The organism is Streptomyces sp. NPDC126499, assembly GCF_040302485.1.
Lineage (GTDB): Bacteria > Actinomycetota > Actinomycetes > Streptomycetales > Streptomycetaceae > Streptomyces.
On the sequence record NZ_JBEOUO010000002.1, the window covers coordinates 182,428 to 199,270 of the forward strand.

General features: G+C 75.1%; 14 protein-coding genes and 1 pseudogene. 6 read left to right on the plus strand and 9 right to left on the minus strand.

Going from position 1 to position 16,843, the window contains the following annotated elements; all coding sequences use genetic code 11:
• Window positions 1-194 precede the first annotated feature (194 nt).
• Window positions 195-1,232 (minus strand): LacI family DNA-binding transcriptional regulator, encoded by a 1,038-nt coding sequence (locus ABTZ91_RS03530; protein WP_352075447.1) that lies wholly within the window; start codon window positions 1,230-1,232, stop codon window positions 195-197.
• Between the two features lie 193 nt (window positions 1,233-1,425).
• Between ABTZ91_RS03530 and ABTZ91_RS03535 the strand changes: the two genes are divergently transcribed.
• Entirely contained in the window at window positions 1,426-2,364 is a 939-nt protein-coding gene (locus ABTZ91_RS03535) for an ROK family protein (RefSeq protein ID WP_352075448.1), read from the plus strand.
• A gap of 216 nt (window positions 2,365-2,580) precedes the next feature.
• Here the strand turns inward: ABTZ91_RS03535 and ABTZ91_RS03540 are convergent, their stop codons facing one another.
• Window positions 2,581-2,760 (minus strand): hypothetical protein, encoded by a 180-nt coding sequence (locus ABTZ91_RS03540; protein WP_352075449.1) that lies wholly within the window; start codon window positions 2,758-2,760, stop codon window positions 2,581-2,583.
• Between the two features lie 155 nt (window positions 2,761-2,915).
• Between ABTZ91_RS03540 and ABTZ91_RS03545 the strand changes: the two genes are divergently transcribed.
• Complete coding sequence (locus ABTZ91_RS03545) at window positions 2,916-4,007, plus strand: NUDIX domain-containing protein (RefSeq protein WP_352075450.1); 1,092 nt, start codon at window positions 2,916-2,918, stop codon at window positions 4,005-4,007.
• Window positions 4,008-4,282: 275 nt separating this feature from the next.
• Here ABTZ91_RS03545 and ABTZ91_RS03550 read toward each other — a convergent pair whose 3' ends face one another.
• The 4 genes from ABTZ91_RS03550 to ABTZ91_RS03565 all read right to left on the minus strand — a co-directional run bounded on the left by ABTZ91_RS03550 (window position 4,283) and on the right by ABTZ91_RS03565 (window position 8,957).
• Window positions 4,283-6,064 carry an FG-GAP-like repeat-containing protein gene (locus ABTZ91_RS03550; protein WP_352075451.1) on the minus strand — a complete coding sequence of 594 codons (1,782 nt, stop codon included), beginning with the start codon at window positions 6,062-6,064 and terminating at the stop codon, window positions 4,283-4,285.
• A 168-nt stretch (window positions 6,065-6,232) separates the two neighbouring features.
• Complete coding sequence (locus tag ABTZ91_RS03555) at window positions 6,233-6,463, minus strand: hypothetical protein (protein ID WP_352075452.1); 231 nt, start codon at window positions 6,461-6,463, stop codon at window positions 6,233-6,235.
• Window positions 6,464-6,815: 352 nt separating this feature from the next.
• The gene (locus ABTZ91_RS03560; protein ID WP_352075453.1) at window positions 6,816-7,508 is read right to left on the minus strand and encodes an MBL fold metallo-hydrolase; all 693 of its coding nucleotides are present in this window, start codon (window positions 7,506-7,508) and stop codon (window positions 6,816-6,818) included.
• Window positions 7,509-7,592: 84 nt separating this feature from the next.
• Window positions 7,593-8,957 carry a dipeptidase gene (locus tag ABTZ91_RS03565; RefSeq protein WP_352075454.1) on the minus strand — a complete coding sequence of 455 codons (1,365 nt, stop codon included), beginning with the start codon at window positions 8,955-8,957 and terminating at the stop codon, window positions 7,593-7,595.
• A 169-nt stretch (window positions 8,958-9,126) separates the two neighbouring features.
• Between ABTZ91_RS03565 and ABTZ91_RS03570 the strand changes: the two genes are divergently transcribed.
• Window positions 9,127-10,473 carry a geranylgeranyl reductase family protein gene (locus tag ABTZ91_RS03570; protein WP_352075455.1) on the plus strand — a complete coding sequence of 449 codons (1,347 nt, stop codon included), beginning with the start codon at window positions 9,127-9,129 and terminating at the stop codon, window positions 10,471-10,473.
• A gap of 104 nt (window positions 10,474-10,577) precedes the next feature.
• Here the strand turns inward: ABTZ91_RS03570 and ABTZ91_RS03575 are convergent.
• Window positions 10,578-11,042: pseudogene (locus ABTZ91_RS03575) on the minus strand (nitroreductase family deazaflavin-dependent oxidoreductase); the annotation flags it as partial.
• A gap of 369 nt (window positions 11,043-11,411) precedes the next feature.
• Between ABTZ91_RS03575 and ABTZ91_RS03580 the strand changes: the two are divergent.
• Window positions 11,412-12,176, plus strand: coding sequence for a TetR/AcrR family transcriptional regulator (locus ABTZ91_RS03580; RefSeq protein WP_352075456.1), 765 nt, complete (start codon window positions 11,412-11,414; stop codon window positions 12,174-12,176).
• A gap of 25 nt (window positions 12,177-12,201) precedes the next feature.
• Here the strand turns inward: ABTZ91_RS03580 and ABTZ91_RS03585 are convergent, their stop codons facing one another.
• Window positions 12,202-12,945, minus strand: coding sequence for a maleylpyruvate isomerase family mycothiol-dependent enzyme (locus tag ABTZ91_RS03585; RefSeq protein WP_352075680.1), 744 nt, complete (start codon window positions 12,943-12,945; stop codon window positions 12,202-12,204).
• A 203-nt stretch (window positions 12,946-13,148) separates the two neighbouring features.
• A complete protein-coding gene (locus tag ABTZ91_RS03590) occupies window positions 13,149-14,375 on the minus strand; it encodes an MFS transporter (RefSeq protein WP_352075457.1) in 1,227 nt (408 codons plus the stop codon).
• Between the two features lie 162 nt (window positions 14,376-14,537).
• On the opposite strand from ABTZ91_RS03590, the gene ABTZ91_RS03595 reads away from it, so the two are divergent.
• Together ABTZ91_RS03595 and ABTZ91_RS03600 are read left to right on the plus strand one after the other, a co-directional pair.
• Window positions 14,538-15,773 (plus strand): ROK family protein, encoded by a 1,236-nt coding sequence (locus ABTZ91_RS03595; RefSeq protein ID WP_352075458.1) that lies wholly within the window; start codon window positions 14,538-14,540, stop codon window positions 15,771-15,773.
• A 242-nt stretch (window positions 15,774-16,015) separates the two neighbouring features.
• The gene (locus tag ABTZ91_RS03600; RefSeq protein ID WP_352075459.1) at window positions 16,016-16,825 is read left to right on the plus strand and encodes a class I SAM-dependent methyltransferase; all 810 of its coding nucleotides are present in this window, start codon (window positions 16,016-16,018) and stop codon (window positions 16,823-16,825) included.
• Window positions 16,826-16,843 lie beyond the last annotated feature (18 nt).

Here is a 16,843-nt window from a genome sequence, read left to right on the forward strand (position 1 = left end):
GGGCGGCACCTGGACGACGCTGAGGTCCCGGCGACCCCGGTGATCGCGCCGAACGGCGGCGGCGTCGGCCGTCGGCCTGGCCCGGCCGGGCGGCTCGCCGGGCAGCGGCTGGTGGAGGGCCGGTGCGCGCGCGAAGGCGCGCCCGAGGCCGACGCCGTGGCGGACGTACGTGCCGGCCGCCCTTCCGGCGGCCCTCAGCGCTCCGCCGGGGGCGGGATCTCGCCCGAGCCGCGGGCGAGCAGCTTCGTCTCCAGGACGACCGTCGCCGGGGGCTCCTCGGCCCCGTCGAGGCGGCGGAAGAGCCGTTCCGCCGCCGTCCGGCCCAGCGCCGCCGCGTCCTGGGCGATGACCGTGATGCCGAGCAGGTCGGCGAGCTCGATGTCGTCGAAGCCGACGAGGGCCACGGGCCGTTCCCGCGCCGCCAGGACCCGTACCGCGGTCACCGTCACCCGGTTGTTGCCCGCGAACAGCGCCGTCACCGGCTCCGGACCGGACAGCATCGCGTCGACCGCCTCCGCCACCCGCTCCGGATCGGTCGGGCCGAGCGACACCCACGCGTCGGCCACCGCGAGGCCCGCGTCCTCCATGGCCGCCCGGTAGCCGCGCAGGCGCTCCGTCGCGGTGTGGATGCGGGGCCGGTCGCCGATGAAGCCGACGCGGCGGTGGCCGTGCGCGATCAGGTGCGCCACGCCCGCCCGGGCGCCGCCGAAGCTGTCCGAGAGGACGGTGTCCGCGTCGATGCCGCCCGCGGGGCGGTCCACGAAGACGGTCGCCACGCCGGCCCGGATCTCCGGCTCCAGGTAACGGTGGTCGGCGCCCGCCGGAATGACGATCAGTCCGTCCACCCGCCGGGCGCACAGCGCGAGCGCCAGTTCCCGCTCCCGGTCCGGGTCCTCCGCGCTGGAACCGTTGATGAGCAGCGCCCCGTGCGCCCGGGCCACCTCCTCGACGGCGCGGCTGAGCGGCCCGTAGAAGGGGTCGGCCAGGTCCTCCAGGACGAGCCCGACCGACGCCGTGCGTCCCTTGCGCAGCACCCGCGCGCTGTCGTTGCGGCGGAAGCCGAGCGCGTCGATGGCCTCCTGCACGCGGCGTTCGGTGTCCGGCGTGACGCCCGCCTCGCCGTTGACGACCCGCGAGACGGTCTTGAGGCCGACCCCGGCCCGCGCGGCGACGTCCTTCATCGTGGGCCGATGGCCGTAACGGTGCTCGGGGCGGCGGGCGATGTCGGCCACGGTGCGCGGTTCCTCCGTCGTGTGCGGGGTCGTCGGTCCCGGTCCCGGTACCGATGCCGGTCTCGCTTTCGGCCTGGCCCGGTCCCGGTGTCGATCTCGATCTCGTTGCTGTCGAGCATAGGACCTGGACAACGTTGTCAGAGCCGGGAAGACTGTAGGTCACATCCACTGCCCCCACGGAGACACGGAGCCCATGCGCACTGACCTCGTCGTCGCCCTCGACATCGGTGGCACCAAGATCGCCGGAGCGCTGGTCGACGCCGAGGGCCGGATCCGGGTCCGCTCGCAGCGGCCCACGCCCGCCCGGGAGGACGGCGAGACGGTGATGCGGGCGGTGACGGACGTGCTCGACGAGCTCTCCGGCTCGCCGCTCTGGGCGTCGGCGGGTGCCGTCGGCATCGGCAGCGCCGGCCCGGTCGACGCCTCGGCCGGCACCGTCAGCCCGGTCAACGTGCCCGGCTGGCGCGCCTTCCCGCTGGTCGAACGGGTCCACCGGGCCACCGGCGGACGGCCCGTCACCCTCGTCGGCGACGGCGTCGCCATGACCGCCGCCGAGCACTGGCAGGGCGCGGCCCGCGGCCACGACAACGCGCTGTGCCTCGTCGTCTCCACGGGCGTCGGCGGCGGACTCGTCCTCGGCGGACGCCTCCACCCCGGCCCCACCGGCAACGCCGGTCACATCGGCCACATCAGCGTCGACCTCGACGGTGACCCGTGCGCCTGCGGCGGACGCGGCTGTGTCGAACGGATCGCCAGCGGCCCGCACATCGCCCGACGCGCCCGGGACGACGGCTGGCGCCCGGGCCCCGACGGCGACCGCTCCGCCGCGGCGGTGGCCGCCGCCGCCCGTGCGGGCGACCCCGTGGCGGTCGCCTCCTTCGAGCGCGCCGCCCAGGCCCTCGCGGCCGGGATCGCCGCGACCGCCACCCTCGTCGAGGTCGACATCGCGGTGATCGGCGGGGGAGTGGCCGGCGCGGGCGAGGTCCTCTTCGCACCGCTGCGGCGCAGCCTCCGCTCGTACGCCACGCTGTCCTTCGTGCGGGGACTCACCGTGGTCCCCGCCCGTACCGGCACGGACGCGGGACTGCTGGGCGCCGCGGCCGCGGCACTGCCGGACGGCACCGTCCACTGAGCCGGGCCGCCCGCCCCGGCGAGCGCAGGCATCCCGGGCCCCGGCCTGCCCCGCCCCCGTGGGCCGCACTCCCCGCCGCCGGCCGTCCCCAAAAGGGCCTGACCGCTGCTCCGTGAGCCGTACGCCTCCGTCGCCTGACCGCTGCCCCGTGAGCCGTACGCCTCCGTCGCCCGACCGCTGCTCCGTGAGCCGTACGCCTCCCGGTCCGCTCCGGCCTCAGCCCCGTACCGACTCCGGGGAACGCTGTTCCACGATCACCAGGAAGGCGTCCGCCTCCAGATCCATGACCACGCGCGCGGGCAGGCCCTCCTCGCGGCGCGCGTTGGCGAACTCCTCCGCGGGCCAGCTGCCGCGCGGGCCGCCCGCCGGAAAACGCTCCAGTACCGTTCGGTCCATCTCCGCACCCCCTTGTGCTCGCCGTTTCCAACGACGGCGCCTCGTGAAGTGTTACGCCGTGGCGGGGGAGCCCGGTTCCCGCGGGGGGTTTTGGTGGCAGGGTGGTGCGGGCAGTCCACTGGGGGCTCACTGGGGCCGACCGAAGAGGGGGAATCGTGATCGTCTGGATCAACGGTGCGTTCGGCGCGGGGAAGTCCAGCACCGCGCGCGAGCTGGTCGATCTGATCCCGAACAGCACGCTGTACGACCCGGAGCTCACCGGCGGCGCCATCGGCCGGATGCTCCCGCGGAAACGTCTCGCGGAGGTGACCGACTTCCAGGACCTGCCGATCTGGCGCCGCATGGTCGTGGACACCGCCGCCGCGCTGCTCGCGGAGATGGGCGGCGTCCTCGTCGTACCGATGACCCTGCTCCGCCAGGAGTACCGCGACGAGATCTTCGGCGGGCTCGCCGCCCGGCGGATCGAGGTGCGGCATGTGGTGCTCACACCCGACGAAACGATCCTGCGTGGCCGGATCGACAGCCGGGCCGCCTTCGCCGGCGAAGCGGACCCCGACGAGACCGGTGCCGGGACCCCGCACGGCGACGAGAGTGCCGCCGAGGCCGTCGCCCGCGCCCGCCGCTGGTGCCTCGACCACATCGACCCCTACCGCGCCGCCCTCGACGGCTGGCTCTCCGCCGACGCCTACGCCGTCGACAACTCCGCGCTCACCGCCGCCGAGACCGCCCGCGCCGTCGCCGACGCCGTCGCCGCCGGCCACGCCGCCCCCTGCGGCATCGTCCAGACCCCCGAACCCACCGGCGAGACCCTGGCCGCGGGCGTGCTCCTCTTCGACGAGCAGGACCGCTTCCTGCTCGTCGACCCCACCTACAAGCCCGGCTGGGAGTTCCCCGGCGGCGTCGTCGAACGCGGCGAACCGCCCGCCCGCGCCGGCATGCGCGAGGTCGCCGAGGAGATCGGCCTCGAACTCGACGCCGTCCCCCGCCTCCTCCTCGTCGACTGGGAGCGCCCGCAGCCTCCCGGCTACGGCGGGCTGCGCCTCCTCTTCGACGGCGGCCGGCTGCCGGCCGCCGACGCCGACCGCCTCCTCCTGCCCGGTGCCGAGCTCCGCGCCTGGCGCTTCGTCACCGAGGAGGAGGCCGCCGACCTGCTGCCCCCGGTCCGCTACCACCGCCTCCGCTGGGCCCTGCGCGCCCGCGAACGCGGCACCGTCCTGAACCTGGAGGCGGGCGTCCCGGTGGGCTGACCCCGGCCACCCTCTCGGGGCGGCCCCGGTCGTCCCCCCGGTCGTCTCCTCGATCCCCGGGAAGACTCCGGCCGGTCCCGGCGCCGCCCGCGAACGCGGACACGGGCGGCGCTCAGGCCCGGTCGCTCAGGCCCCGGTCGCTCAGGCCAAGTCACTTCGGACGCGGTCTCCTCGGACCTGGTCGGTCACGCCCCGGTCCCCTCGGCCCCAGTCGCTTCGGCCCCGGTCGCCTTGCACCTGGTCGCTCACGACCCGGTCACTCGGATCCGCCGTCGCTAGCCGATCGAACGGATCGTGTTCCAGCTGCCCAGACCGACCGTCGTCCGGGTCCCGTCCACCGGGTCGCCCGACGCGTTCGTCCCGCCCGCGTAGAACATCAGGGTGCCGGTGCCCTCGTCGGTGGTGGCCCACAGGTCCGCCACGCCGTTGCCGTCGGCGTCCGCGCCGCCGGCGAGCAGCGGCCGGTTGAGCGTGCCGTAGCCGTGGCCGTAGCGGGTGCGAGCGCCGAAACCGCCGTCGTCGAAGCCCCGGTAGAGCCACAGGTCACCGTTGCGGGTGTCACGGGCGAGCAGGTCGGTGCGGCCGTCGCGGTCGGCGTCACCGGGCGAGGTCAGCGTCATCACGTTCCACCCGGACGCGCCGATCAGCACGGGAACGGCCACGTCCGGGACGTCGCCCCGCACGCCCGCGTACAGCCACAGCCGGTCGTCGTGGGAGACCACCAGATCCGGGTGACCGTCGTGGGTGTGGTCGTCGACACCGACGATCCGCGCCGTCACGGGCAGCCGGTCGACGACGACCGGCGCGGCGAGGGCCCCGCCGCCGCGGTTGGCGTAGACGCGCAGTTCCTCGCCGACGCGGGCGACCACGTCCTCCCGGCCGTCCCCGGTCCAGTCCCCGCGGTGGGTGACCGAGACACCCGCCCAGCCGCCCGTACCGATCAGCGTGTACGAGCCGAGGGCGCCGGAGCCCTGCCCCGGGTACAGACGCAGGCGTCCCGCGTCGTCGACCGCGACCAGGTCGGGCCGGCCGTCACCGCTCAGGTCGCCCGGGACGGGGGCGTCACGGAAGTAGCCGATCACCGGGGCGTGGTCGGAGTAGCCGTTCGGCGGATTCGTCAGCTCCGTGCCCGTGTTCTGGGTGGTGTCAAGGCGGGAGTGGTCGACCCCGCACGTCACGAACCTGCCGCCCCGCGTCCGCTTGGTCGCGAACAGGTGGTCGAGGCGGTGCCTGCTCGGGCTCGCGGCGGTGGAGCCCCAGTACTGGTAGGTGTGGTCGCCGTTGACGCAGCGGCTCATGGTCCCGGCGATCGGAGCGAGCTCCGCCGCCTCGGAGTTGCGGTTGAAGTCACCGCCGATCACCGCACCGGCCGGATGCGCCTGGGCCAGGTGATCGCGGACGAACTCCGCCTGCCGCCGGGCGATCTCCGGCTCGTCCGGAACGAGATGGGTGGTGCACAGCGTGTCGGCGTACCCCGTCATCCGCGCGCACAGCAGCGGCAGCCTGCGGGCCGACAGCTCGGCGGGCACCGTCTCCACCCGCTCGACGGGCCCGTCGAAGGTGCCCTTCACGGCGAGCAGCACACCGAGGTCGCCGCCCAGCGCCTCGCCCCGGCAGCGCGAGTCCAGGTCCGATTCCCGGTTGCCCACCGCGTGCGCGAACGACCAGCCGGGACCCAGGCGCTCCTTGAGCAACGCCATGTGGCTCTTGGGCCAGTTGGCCCGCCGCTGGGCCTCCGGCACCTCCTCGTCGTAGCCGCAGACCTCCTGCAGCATCACGACGTTCGCCTGCTGCTCGGCGACCAGCCCGGCCACCTGATCGGCCTTAACCTCGGGCGCGTTGCGGTACGCGCAGTAGCCGACCTGGCCGCGCGCACCGCCCGCCTCCCCGCAGATGTTCCAGCTGACGACCCGCAGTTCACCCGGATACGGCGCGGTCGTGATCGCGGCTCCCACGGTCCCGGCCTCCGCGGCCTGCACGCCGGTGGCCTGCGTACCGCCCCACAACATCACCGCGGCGGCGAACGCGCCCACCGCCCTGACGGCTGACTTCCTCACTGTCCCTCCCCTTGACCTCCAGGCCGCACCGGCCGTGGATCTTGAGGAGTCTAGGCACGCCGCCCGGGAACGGCGGCTGGGGGCAGGGGCTTGCCCGCGCCCGCCCCCTCACCGCTCGTCCCGGGACGAAGTGCGGCGTCAACCGGGCCTGCCGGCAGCCACCCCGGCTCAGCCGCGGCGATGGCGTCGTTGGTAGCTGTCGCCGGCGGTGGGCAGGGAGTTGTGGACGGCGCGGGCGTTGTACGACACACGGTCCAGCTGCGCCTGGCGCCGCGCCTCATGCTCGATCCGCAGCCCGTCGGCGGATTCCGTTCGACTGCTGGAGCGGCGGAGTACCAGGATGACCAGGAGGAGGCCGATTCCCCCGAGCGAGCCGAACAGGATCAGGACGGCGGTCATCTGGTTCCCCCTCCGCTGGTCAAGGCCGCCCCAGGGGGGCGAGGCTGCCCGGGCAGGTCGGTGCACGGTCGCCGTCGCACACGTGCGGCGGCGACCCGGCGGACGGACCACGTCGCAACGCCTCGGCTCCGTGCGGCCGAGCCCTCATGATGGTGCACCACCAGGTGCTGCGCACGGGCAGAGCGCGGCAGGCTCCCGCGGGGCATACTGCCGGGACCCGGCAACCCGGCAGGAGGGACGAGCGGGCCGTACGCGGTGGCGTCGACCACTCGGCACCCCTCGGATCACCCCGCCCCAGGGCCACACGGGGCGACCCGAGCACGGTCCGGTCACATGACCGGCCGGGCAGTTCCTAGCTCGCCGCCTTCGCCAGCCGCTCCGCCGTGTCGACGGTCACCGGATCGCCGTGGCCGCAGCACAGCACCGACGGCCGCAGCCCGGCGAGCCGGCGCATCGAGGACAGGGCCTCGGCGCGGTCCACGTGGAACACGCCGAACATCACGTCCGGCACCGACGCCACCGTGTCGCCGGTGAACAGCACGCCGTGGCGCGGGAGATGGACCGCGAGCGAGCCCGGCGTGTGGCCGGGGGTGTGCAGGGCCACGGCGCCGTCGCCGAAGCCGAGCGGCTCGCCGTCCCCGACCTCCCGGTCCACCCGGGTCGGCGGCGCCTCCGGGACGGTGAGCCCGTGGGCGTACAGCGGCCGCTCCCAGTCGAGCAGGTCCGGTTCCGGGACCGGGAGTTCACCCCGGATCACCGGGGCGTCCAGCGCGTGCGCCAGGATCTCGGCACCGAAGCGGTCCGCGAGCTCCCCGGCCGCGCCCACATGGTCGCGGTGGCAGTGGGTGAGTACGATCCGCCGGATGCGGGACGGGTCGAGGCCGGCCCCGCGCAGCCCCGACGCGATCTCGTCGGCCGCGCCCGCCCAGCCCGCGTCGATCAGGGTCAGCTCCGGGTCGTCCCCGGTGCCGTCGCGCCACAGATAGGCCTGGCCGATCGGGAAACGCAGCATGTGCAGGCGAGGAGTGATCTCTACGAAGTCCATGCCGTGAACGTACGTGCCCGGCACCCCTTTCCGGCCCGGTCTACGCTCTGGGCGAGTTCCGCCCAGAGCGTGACCGTGCCACCATCAGGCCTTCGAGCGCGCGTAGTTCAGCAGGAAGTGCGCCTCCGCCACCGACAGCCGCTCCAGCTCCTGCGGCGACACCGACTCGTTCACCGCGTGGATCTGCGCGTCGGGCTCGCTCAGGCCGATCAGCAGGATCTCCGCCTCCGGGTAGAGCGTGGCCAGCGTGTTGCACAGCGGGATCGAGCCGCCCATGCCCGCCGTCTGCATCTCCTCGCCCGGGTAGGCGACCTTCATCGCCTCCGCCATCGAGACGTACGCCGGGCTCGACGTGTCCGCCTGGAACGCCTGGCCCTGGCCCACCTGCTCCAGGCTGACCCGCGCGTTCCACGGCGTGTGCTTCTCGATGTGCGCGTACAGCAGCTCCGTGGCCTTCGCCGCGTCCTGGCCGGGCGGCACGCGCAGGCTGATCTGCGCGCGGGCCGTCGCCGGGATCGACGGCGTCGCGCCCGCCACCGGGTGGGCGTCGATGCCGATGACCGTCACGGCGGGCCGCGCCCAGATGCGGTCGGCGACCGTGCCGTTGCCCGGCAGCTCCACCCCGTCGAGCACCTTCGCGTCCTTGCGGAAGTCGGCCTCCGGGTACTGCAGGCCCTCCCACACCGCGTCCGCCGGCAGCCCGTCGATGACGGTCGAACCGTCCTCCGCCCGCAGCGAGTCCAGTACGCGGATCAGCGCCGCCAGCGCGTCCGGCGCGGCCCCGCCGAACTGCCCCGAGTGCAGGTTGCCCTGCAGCGTGTCGATGGTCACCCGGATCATCGTCATGCCGCGCAGCGTCGCCGTCACGGTCGGCAGACCGACCCGGAAGTTGCCCGCGTCGCCGATGACGATCGCGTCCGCCGCGAGGAGCTCGGGGTGCGCCTCCGCGTAACGCTCCAGACCGCCCGTGCCCTGCTCCTCCGAGCCCTCCACGATCATCTTGACGGTGACCGGCACCCCGCCGTTCGCCTTCAGGGCGCGCAGCGCGAGCAGGTGCATGATGAAGCCGCCCTTGCAGTCGGCCGCGCCGCGCCCGTACCAGCGGCCGTCCTCCCGCTCGGTCAGCTGGAACGGCGGCGTCACCCACGCCGACTCGACCAGCATCGGCTGCACGTCGTAGTGCGCGTACAGCAGGACGGTCGGGGCGCCGGCCGGGCCGGGCAGCACGCCGTACACCGACTGCGAACCGTCCGGGGTGTCCAGCAGCGCCACCTCCTCGAAGCCCTCGGCGCGCAGCGCGTCCGCCACCCAGTTCGCGGCGGCCTCGCACTCGCTGCGGGGGGCGACGGCCTCGTCCGCGACCGACTGGAAGGCCACCAGCTCCGTCAGCTCCGCCTTGGCACGGGGCATCAGGGATGCGACGGTCTCGGCGATCGGATTCGCGGTCATGGGCACGCTCCTGGTGGGTGCGACGTTGTCAGGACGACGCCGTGTTCGGTTGTACGGCGAACGCATGGCCGATCCTACGGCGCAGGGCGACACGGCCGGGCCCCGCTACCGAGCCGTAGGATGCGTGCAGAGCAGGAACGACCGGTCGGATCAGGAGCAGAAGCACATCGTGAGCAGCGAGAACGCAGACGCCGGAGCGGCAGAGGCCGAAGGGACCGAAGGGTCCGCGGAGGCCGCATCGGGGGCGGCGGCCCCGGACGGGAGCTCCGTCTGGGACGTGGTCGTGGTGGGCGCCGGGCCCGCCGGCGCCTCCGCGGCGTACGCGGCGGCCGTCGCCGGACGCCGGGTCCTGCTCCTGGAGAAGGCCGAGCTCCCCCGCTACAAGACCTGCGGCGGAGGGATCATCGGTCCGTCGCGCGACGCGCTGCCGCCCGGCTTCGAACTGCCCCTCCAGGACCGCGTGCACGCCGTCACCTTCTCCCACCAGGGCCGCTTCGCCCGCACCCGCCGTTCCCGGCGGATGCTGTTCGGTCTCGTCAACCGGCCCGAGTTCGACGCCCGGCTCGTCGAGCACGCCCAGAAGGCGGGCGCCGAGCTGCGCACCGGAGTCACCGTCACGCGGGTCGAACAGCACGGCCCGGCCGTGCCGGACCGCCGGACCGTCGCCGTCGTCCTCGCCGACGGGGAGACCGTGCTGGCCCGCGCCGTGATCGGTGCCGACGGCAGCGCGAGCCGGATAGGCGCGCACGTCGGCGTCAAGCTCGGCCAGGTCGACCTCGGTCTGGAGGCGGAGATCCCCGTGCCGCCGTCGGTGGCCGAGGACTGGAAGGGCCGGGTCCTCATCGACTGGGGCCCGCTGCCGGGCAGTTACGGCTGGGTGTTCCCCAAGGACGACACGCTGACCGTCGGCGTCATTTCGGCGCGCGGCGAGGGCGCGGCCACCAAGCGCTATCTGGAGGACTTCATCGCCCGGCTCGGTCTTGCCGGCTTCGAACCGGCGATCTCGTCCGGGCACCTGACCCGCTGCCGCACCGACGACTCCCCGCTCTCCCGCGGCCGGGTCCTGGTCTGCGGCGACGCGGCCGGCCTCCTGGAGCCGTGGACGCGCGAGGGCATCTCCTTCGCCCTGCGCTCGGGGCGGCTCGCGGGCGAGTGGGCGGTCCGGATCGCCGAGGCGGGCGACGCGGTGGACGCGCGCCGGCAGGCGCTCAACTACGCCTTCGCCATCAAGGCCGGCCTCGGTGTGGAGATGGCCGTGGGACGCCGGATGCTCGCCGTGTTCGAGCGGCGGCCCGGTCTGCTGCACGCGGCGATCACGGGACTGCGGCCCGCGTGGCGGGCGTTCACGGACATCACGCGCGGTGCGACGACCCTGGCCGGCCTGGTCCGTGGCAACGGCCTCGCCCACCGCGCCCTCGACCTGCTGGACCGCCGGATCGACACCTCGGCGGGCGTGGGCCCGGTGGGGCGGGGTGTCGCGCCGCGCAAGGAGGACGGCGCGCCCGAGGCGTCCTGAGGCGTACTGGGGCGGCCTGGGCCTCACCGGGGCAGCCTGGGGCGTGCCTGGCGACGGTCGAGGCGTGGCTCCTGGGGGCGGTGCGGAGGATCTCCGTGCCGCCCTCAGGCGTTCGGGGGCGCGGTGGTGATCCGGGTGGTGGTGATCCGGAAGACCGGGTGCCTGGGCGCGATGGCGCGCAGCTCCGCGTCCGTGGAGTCCGGTCCGACGCCCTGGAAGAAGACGCCGACCTCCGCCTTCCAGCGCTTGAGGTAGGCGCGGAGCAGTACGGGCTTGTCGTCGTCCGCTACCTCGATGGCGGTGAACGGCTCCACCTGCCTGCCGAGGTGCAGCTCACCGCCGCCCGCCGCCCGCATGTTGTGGGTCCACTGGACGTGGCCGCGCGGGGCGATCAGGTAGCGGGCGCCGTCCACCGTCAGCACGTTGACGGGGGTGCGGCGCCATTCGCCGCTCTTGCGGCCGCGTACGGCGAGCACTCGGGAGCCCCAGACGCTGATGCCCCGGCGGGTCACCCAGGCGACGGCCCGGTTGAGGACGTTGACCGTGAACCAGCCGGGCTTGAGGACGTGGAGGGGGCCGGCGGGGGCGGTGGGGGCGGTGGCGCTTGTGGGGCCAGCGGGACTGGTGCGGCTGGTGGGATGGGCAGGCTCGGTGGGGCTCGGGGGACCGGCCGGGCTGCCCGGGCCGACGGGGGCGGTGGTGTTGGTGGGGTTGACGGGACCGGTGGGCGGCTGCGGGGTGGTGGCGGCGTACATCGGGCCTCCGGATGGATGGGTGGAGCGCTGCTCTGAAGTGTGAGCACTGCTCTCGGTTGGGTCCAGTGTGCACGGATCGGTGCTCCCAAGCAAGAGCACCGATCTCTCCTGCGAACACCGATCTCTCTTTCGAACACCGATCTCTCTTAAGAGCGGTGCTCCAGGCATGGCACACTGCTCTCCATGACCGCCGTTCAAGGAGCCCGCGCCCGCGCCCGGATCGAGATCACCGCCGCCATCAAGGACGAGGCCCGCCGCCGGCTCGCCGCCGAGGGTGCCGCCAAACTCTCCCTGCGCGCCGTGGCCCGCGAGCTCGGCATGGTCTCCTCCGCGCTCTACCGCTACTTCCCGAGCCGCGACGACCTCCTGACCGCGCTCATCATCGACGCCTACGATGCCGTCGGCGCCGCCGCCGAACGGGCCCACGCCACGGCCGAGACGGCGGCGCCCGGCGACCACCTCGCCCACTGGACCGCCGTCTGCCGCGCCGTTCGCGCCTGGGCCGTCGAGCACCCCCACGAGTACGCGCTCATCTACGGCTCCCCGGTCCCCGGCTACACCGCGCCCCGGGACACCGTCGCCCCCGCCTCGCGCGTCGGCCTCCTCCTCGTCTCCATCGCCCGCGCCGCCTACCGCGACCAGGGCATCGCCCTGCCGCCGCTCCCGGCCCCCCTGCACCCCGAGGCCGAACGGCTCGCCGCCGACCTGGCGCCGGACCTCCCGCCGGCCCTCGCCGTCGCCCTGGTCTTCGCCTGGGCCCAGCTCTTCGGAGTGGTCTCCTTCGAGGTCTTCGGCCAGTTCAACCGGATCGTCGAGGACCGCGACGCCTTCTTCACCACCGCCGCCGAACGCCTCGGCCGCGAGGTCGGCCTGCTCCCCAAGCCCAGCCCCAAGCCCAGGCCCAAGCCCAGCCCCAGGCCCAGGCCCAGGCCCAAGCCCAAGCCCTGACCTCGGCCCGCCCCACGCGCCCGGTCTACGACCAGGTGATCGCGGAGTTCTCCCGCCACAGCCGGGCCAGGGACGCGTCGCCGGTCACGGTCACGGCCTCCTGCGGCAGCCGGTTCCACAGCGTCAGGTAGAGCAGGTCGGCGGGGCCGCTCAGCTCGCAGTCCGCCGGGCCCTCCGCGTCGGTGCGGGTCCGGGGCGCCTCGGGCGACAGCCGTACGGTCCACACGTCACCGGTGTCGGTGGCGCGCACCCGCAGCGTGCGCGGCTCGGGTGTGCGGACGCGGCTGCGGTCGCGGCCGTGCATGGCACGCAGGAGTTCGTCGACGCCGTCGGCGGCGAGCCGCGGGTCCACCGGGCCCGGTCCGGCGGCCAGCGCGGACTCGGCGTCGGCCCGGTGCACGGTCGTCTCGTGCGCCTGGCGCCGGGCCCAGAAGGCGAGCGGCGACGGCGCCGGCAGGAAGGTCCAGCACTCCAGGTCCCCGGGCGCCTCCCGCAGGGCGGAGACCAGGCGGGCGTGCCCGTCGCGTACGTACGACAGGAGCGCGTCGCCGTCGAGGTCGGGTTCGCCGCCGTCGGGGTGGTAGGAGGTGTGCCCCTCGGCGACGAAGGCGGTGGCCCAGCGGTGGACCATCGTGGTGTGCCGCAGCAGGTCGCGGACCCGCCAGCCCGGGCAGGTCGGGACCTCGGCGTCCGGCCCGGCCGCCGCCGCGGCCTCCAGGAGTGCCTTGCCCGCGGTGTCGAGTGCGTCGATGTGGGCGTCGATGCTCAGGGTGTCCATGAACCGGATTATGGCTCCCTGCCCCCGACTTCAGGCCCGTGGCCGACGAAGCCGGGGCACCGGCCCACCCGTTGGCCAAGGGCTTGGCCGACTTGGGCCCGTGGCCTACGACGTCGGGGCGCCGGCCCGCCCGCTGCCCAAGGGCGTGGCGGGGTGGGGCCCGTGGCTACGAACCGGGGGCGCCGGCCCGCCCCCTACCCACGGGCGGGACGGGCGGCGTAGCCCATCACGGCCGCGCCGGCGGCGAGGACGGCGACGGTCGTGAGGGCCACCGGCAGCGAGAACCAGTCGGCGAGGAAGCCGATGGACGGCGGTCCGAGCAGCATGCCGCCGTAGCCGAGGGTGGAGGCGGTCGCGACCCCGCCCGGTCCGGCGAGGGCGCCGGCGCGGGCGACGGCGACGGGGAAGATGTTGGCGAGGCCGAGGCCGGTCACGGCGAAGCCGAGCAGGGCGGCCCACACCGTCGGGGCGAGCGCCCCGAGCAGCATGCCGGCGGCGGCGGTGAGACCGCCCGCGACCAGGGTGCGGGTCTGGCCGAGCCGTTCGAGCAGGGCGGTGCCCGAGAGCCGTCCCGCGGTCATGGTCAGCGCGAACAGCGAGTATCCGGCGGCCGCCACGCCCGGGTGCGCGTGCAGGTCCTGCGCCAGGTGCAGGGCGCCCCAGTCGGCCAGCGCGCCCTCCCCGTACGCCGTGCAGAGCGCGATCACGCCGAAGAGGAGCACCGTGCGGCGATGGCCGGCGGTCGGCGCGGCGGGCGGGTCCGCGGGGCCGGCCGGCTCCGCCGGGACCGACTCGGGCGGGGCGGGGGAGGGGTGGCGCAGGAGTACGGGCCCCGCGGCGGCCGTCAGGAGGAGTCCGGCCCCGGTGAGGCCGAGGAGGTGCGCCGTGGGCGACAGGATCCCGGCGACCAGGCCGCCGAGCCCGGCGCCCAGCATGCCGCCGAGGCTGAAGGCGGCGTGGAAGCTCGGCATCACCGGCCGGCGCAGGGCGGTGACGAGGTCGACGGCGGCGCTGTTCATCGCCACGTTGATGCCGCCGTAGGCGGCGCCGAACACCAGCAGGACGAGCCCCAGGGAGAGCGGGGAGCGGGTGAGTGGCGGCAGGGCCAGGGAGAGCGAGAGCAGGACGGCGGTGGCGACGGTGACGGGGTGACTGCCGTAGCGGCGGCAGAGGCGTCCGGTGAGCGTCATGGTGACGACGGCACCGGCGGAGACGCCGAGCAGGGCGAGTCCGAGATCGCCGGCGGAGGCGCCGGTTTGCTGCTTGATGGCCGGGATGCGGACCACCCAGCCGGCGAAGAGGAAGCCGTCGAGCGCGAAGAACAGGGTCAGGGCGAGGCGGAGGCGGGACAGGGGGAGGGAGGCGGTGTCTCCGCGGGATTCCCCCGATGCGGCCGTCCGTACTTTGTTTAGTAGCGGCACAAACTCAGGATAGGGGCCTCCGCCGGACGGTTTCAACCCGTCGTCCGCCCGTACGGCGTCGGTGGGCGCGCACGGCGCCGGATCCGGACGACGAGGGCCGGGTCCCGGCCGAAGCCGGGCGGGGGCGACCCGGGACCTGCCGATCATGGGAGACTCGGCCCCATGAACGGCAAGGCGACGACGGCGACGCGGACACGGCTGGACAGGGGGCGCAGCGCCCTCGGCCCCGCGCTGGAACTGGTGCACACGGGCAGGGCGCCCACCCGGGCCGTGCTCACCGCCGAGCTCGGCGTCACCCGTGCCACCGCCGGAGCCGTCGCCGCCGAACTGGAGGCGCTCGGCCTCATCCGCGTCGACTCCAACCCCGGTGCCGCCGCCGGCTCCCAGGGCCGGCCCTCGCACCGCCTCGCGGTCGCCGAGAAAGGCCCCGTCGCGCTCGCCGCCCAGGTCCACGCCGACGGCTTCCGCGCCGCGCTCGTCGGCCTCGGCGGCACCATCGAGGCCACCGCCCCCGGCTGCGTCACCGTCTCCGCCGACCCCGCGCAGGTCCTCGGCGCCGTCGTCGAGGCCGGCGCCGCGCTGCTGCGCGCCAGTGGACGGCACTGCGTCGGAGCCGGGCTCGCCGCGCCCTCCGCCGTCGCCGAGCCCGAGGGCACCGCGCTCAACCCGCTGCACCTGGCCTGGCCCGCCGGCGCGCCGGTCCGCGAGATCTTCGCCGAGCAGGTCCGCGCCGCCGGGATCGAGGGCCCCGCCTTCACCGGCAACGACGTCAACCTCGCCGCCCTCGCCGAGCACCGGCACGGCGCCGGACGCGGTGCGAAGGACCTGCTCTGCGTCGCCACCGGCCACCGTGGCGTCGGCGGCGCGCTCGTCCTGGACGGCCGCCTGCACACCGGCAGTTCGGGCCTGGCCCTGGAGGTCGGGCACCTCACCGTCAACCCCGAGGGCCGCCCCTGCCACTGCGGCTCGCGCGGCTGCCTCGACGTCGAGACCGATCCGCTCGCCTTCCTCACCGTCGCCGGCCGCGAGCCGGGCCCCGAGGTCTCCCTCCTTCAGCAGGCCCGTGACCTGCTGCGCGACCACCCCGACGACCCGGGCGTGCGGGCCGCGACCGAAGAGCTGATCGACCGGCTCGGCCTCGGTCTGGCCGGCCTCGTCAACATCCTCAACCCGGACCGGATCATCCTCGGCGGCCTGCACCGCGAGCTCCTGGGCGCCGACCCCGACCGGCTGCGGGCCGTGGTCGCCGACCGCAGCCTGTGGGGCCGCAGCGGCGGCGTTCCGATCCTGCCGTGCACCCTCGACCACAACAGCCTGGTCGGCGCCGCCGAACTCGCCTGGCAGCCGGTCCTCGACGACCCCCTCGCGGCGCTGGGGGGCAGGGCCGGGGCCGAGTAGGGCCCGGCCCGCGCAGCACCGGGCGGTACGGCCAGGGCCGACCAGGACCCGGTCCGGCTCGCAGCGCCCGGCGCGACGGTCCGCGCAGCACCGGGCGGTACGGCCAGGGCCGACCAGGCCCCGGTCCGGCTCGCGGCGCTGGGCGGGGCGGCCTGCGGCGACCAGGGTTCGTGCGGCCCCGCCGACCAGGTCCGGCGTAAAGCGCTGGGCGCGACGGCCCGTGCCGACTAGGGTCCGGTCACATGATCGATCCGAGCGCCACCCTCGCATCCGGTACGGCCACGGCCGCCGCACCCCCCACCGACCCGCCGCCCCTCGGCGCCGGACTCACCTTCCACGGCCCGCTGTCGGAGGCCCGGGCCGGCCGGATCGTCGCGCGCCTCGCCGACGCCTCGCCCCGCACCGTCCTCGACATCGGCTGCGGCTGGGGCGAACTGCTGCTGCGCCTCCTGGCCGCCGTCCCCGAAGCCCAGGGCCTCGGCATCGACATCAACGGCGAGGACCTCGCCCTCGGCCGCCGCCTCGCCGCCGCACGCGGCCTCGCCGAACGCGTCGAGTACGCCGAGGAGTCCGCGCTCGCCACCACCCGCGGCCCCGCCGACACCGTGCTGTGCCTCGGCTCCGGACAGGCGCTGTGCGACCCGGAGGGCCCGTACGATCCGGCCGCCGTGCTGCGCGAACTGCGCCGGCTGGTACGGCCCGGCGGCCGCGTCCTGCTCGGCGAGGGCTTCTGGCAGCGCACCCCCACCGACGCGGAGCTCACCCGGATGTGGCCCGGCGCCCACGCCGACGACCACCTTCCGCTGGACGCCCTCGTGGACCTCGCGATCGAGACCGGCTTCCGGCCCGCGTGGGTGGAGACGGCGAGCCCGGAGGAGTGGGAGGAGTTCGAGTCGGGCTACCGCCACGCCACCGAGCTCTGGCTCGCCGCCCACCCGGACCATCCGCTCGCCGCCGAGACCCGCGCGCGCGTCGACCGTCAGCGCGCGGCCTGGCTGGGCTACCGCCAGATCCTCGGCATCGCCTACCTCACCCTGGTGCCGGTCGGCTGAAAAGCGGTTGATGACCCG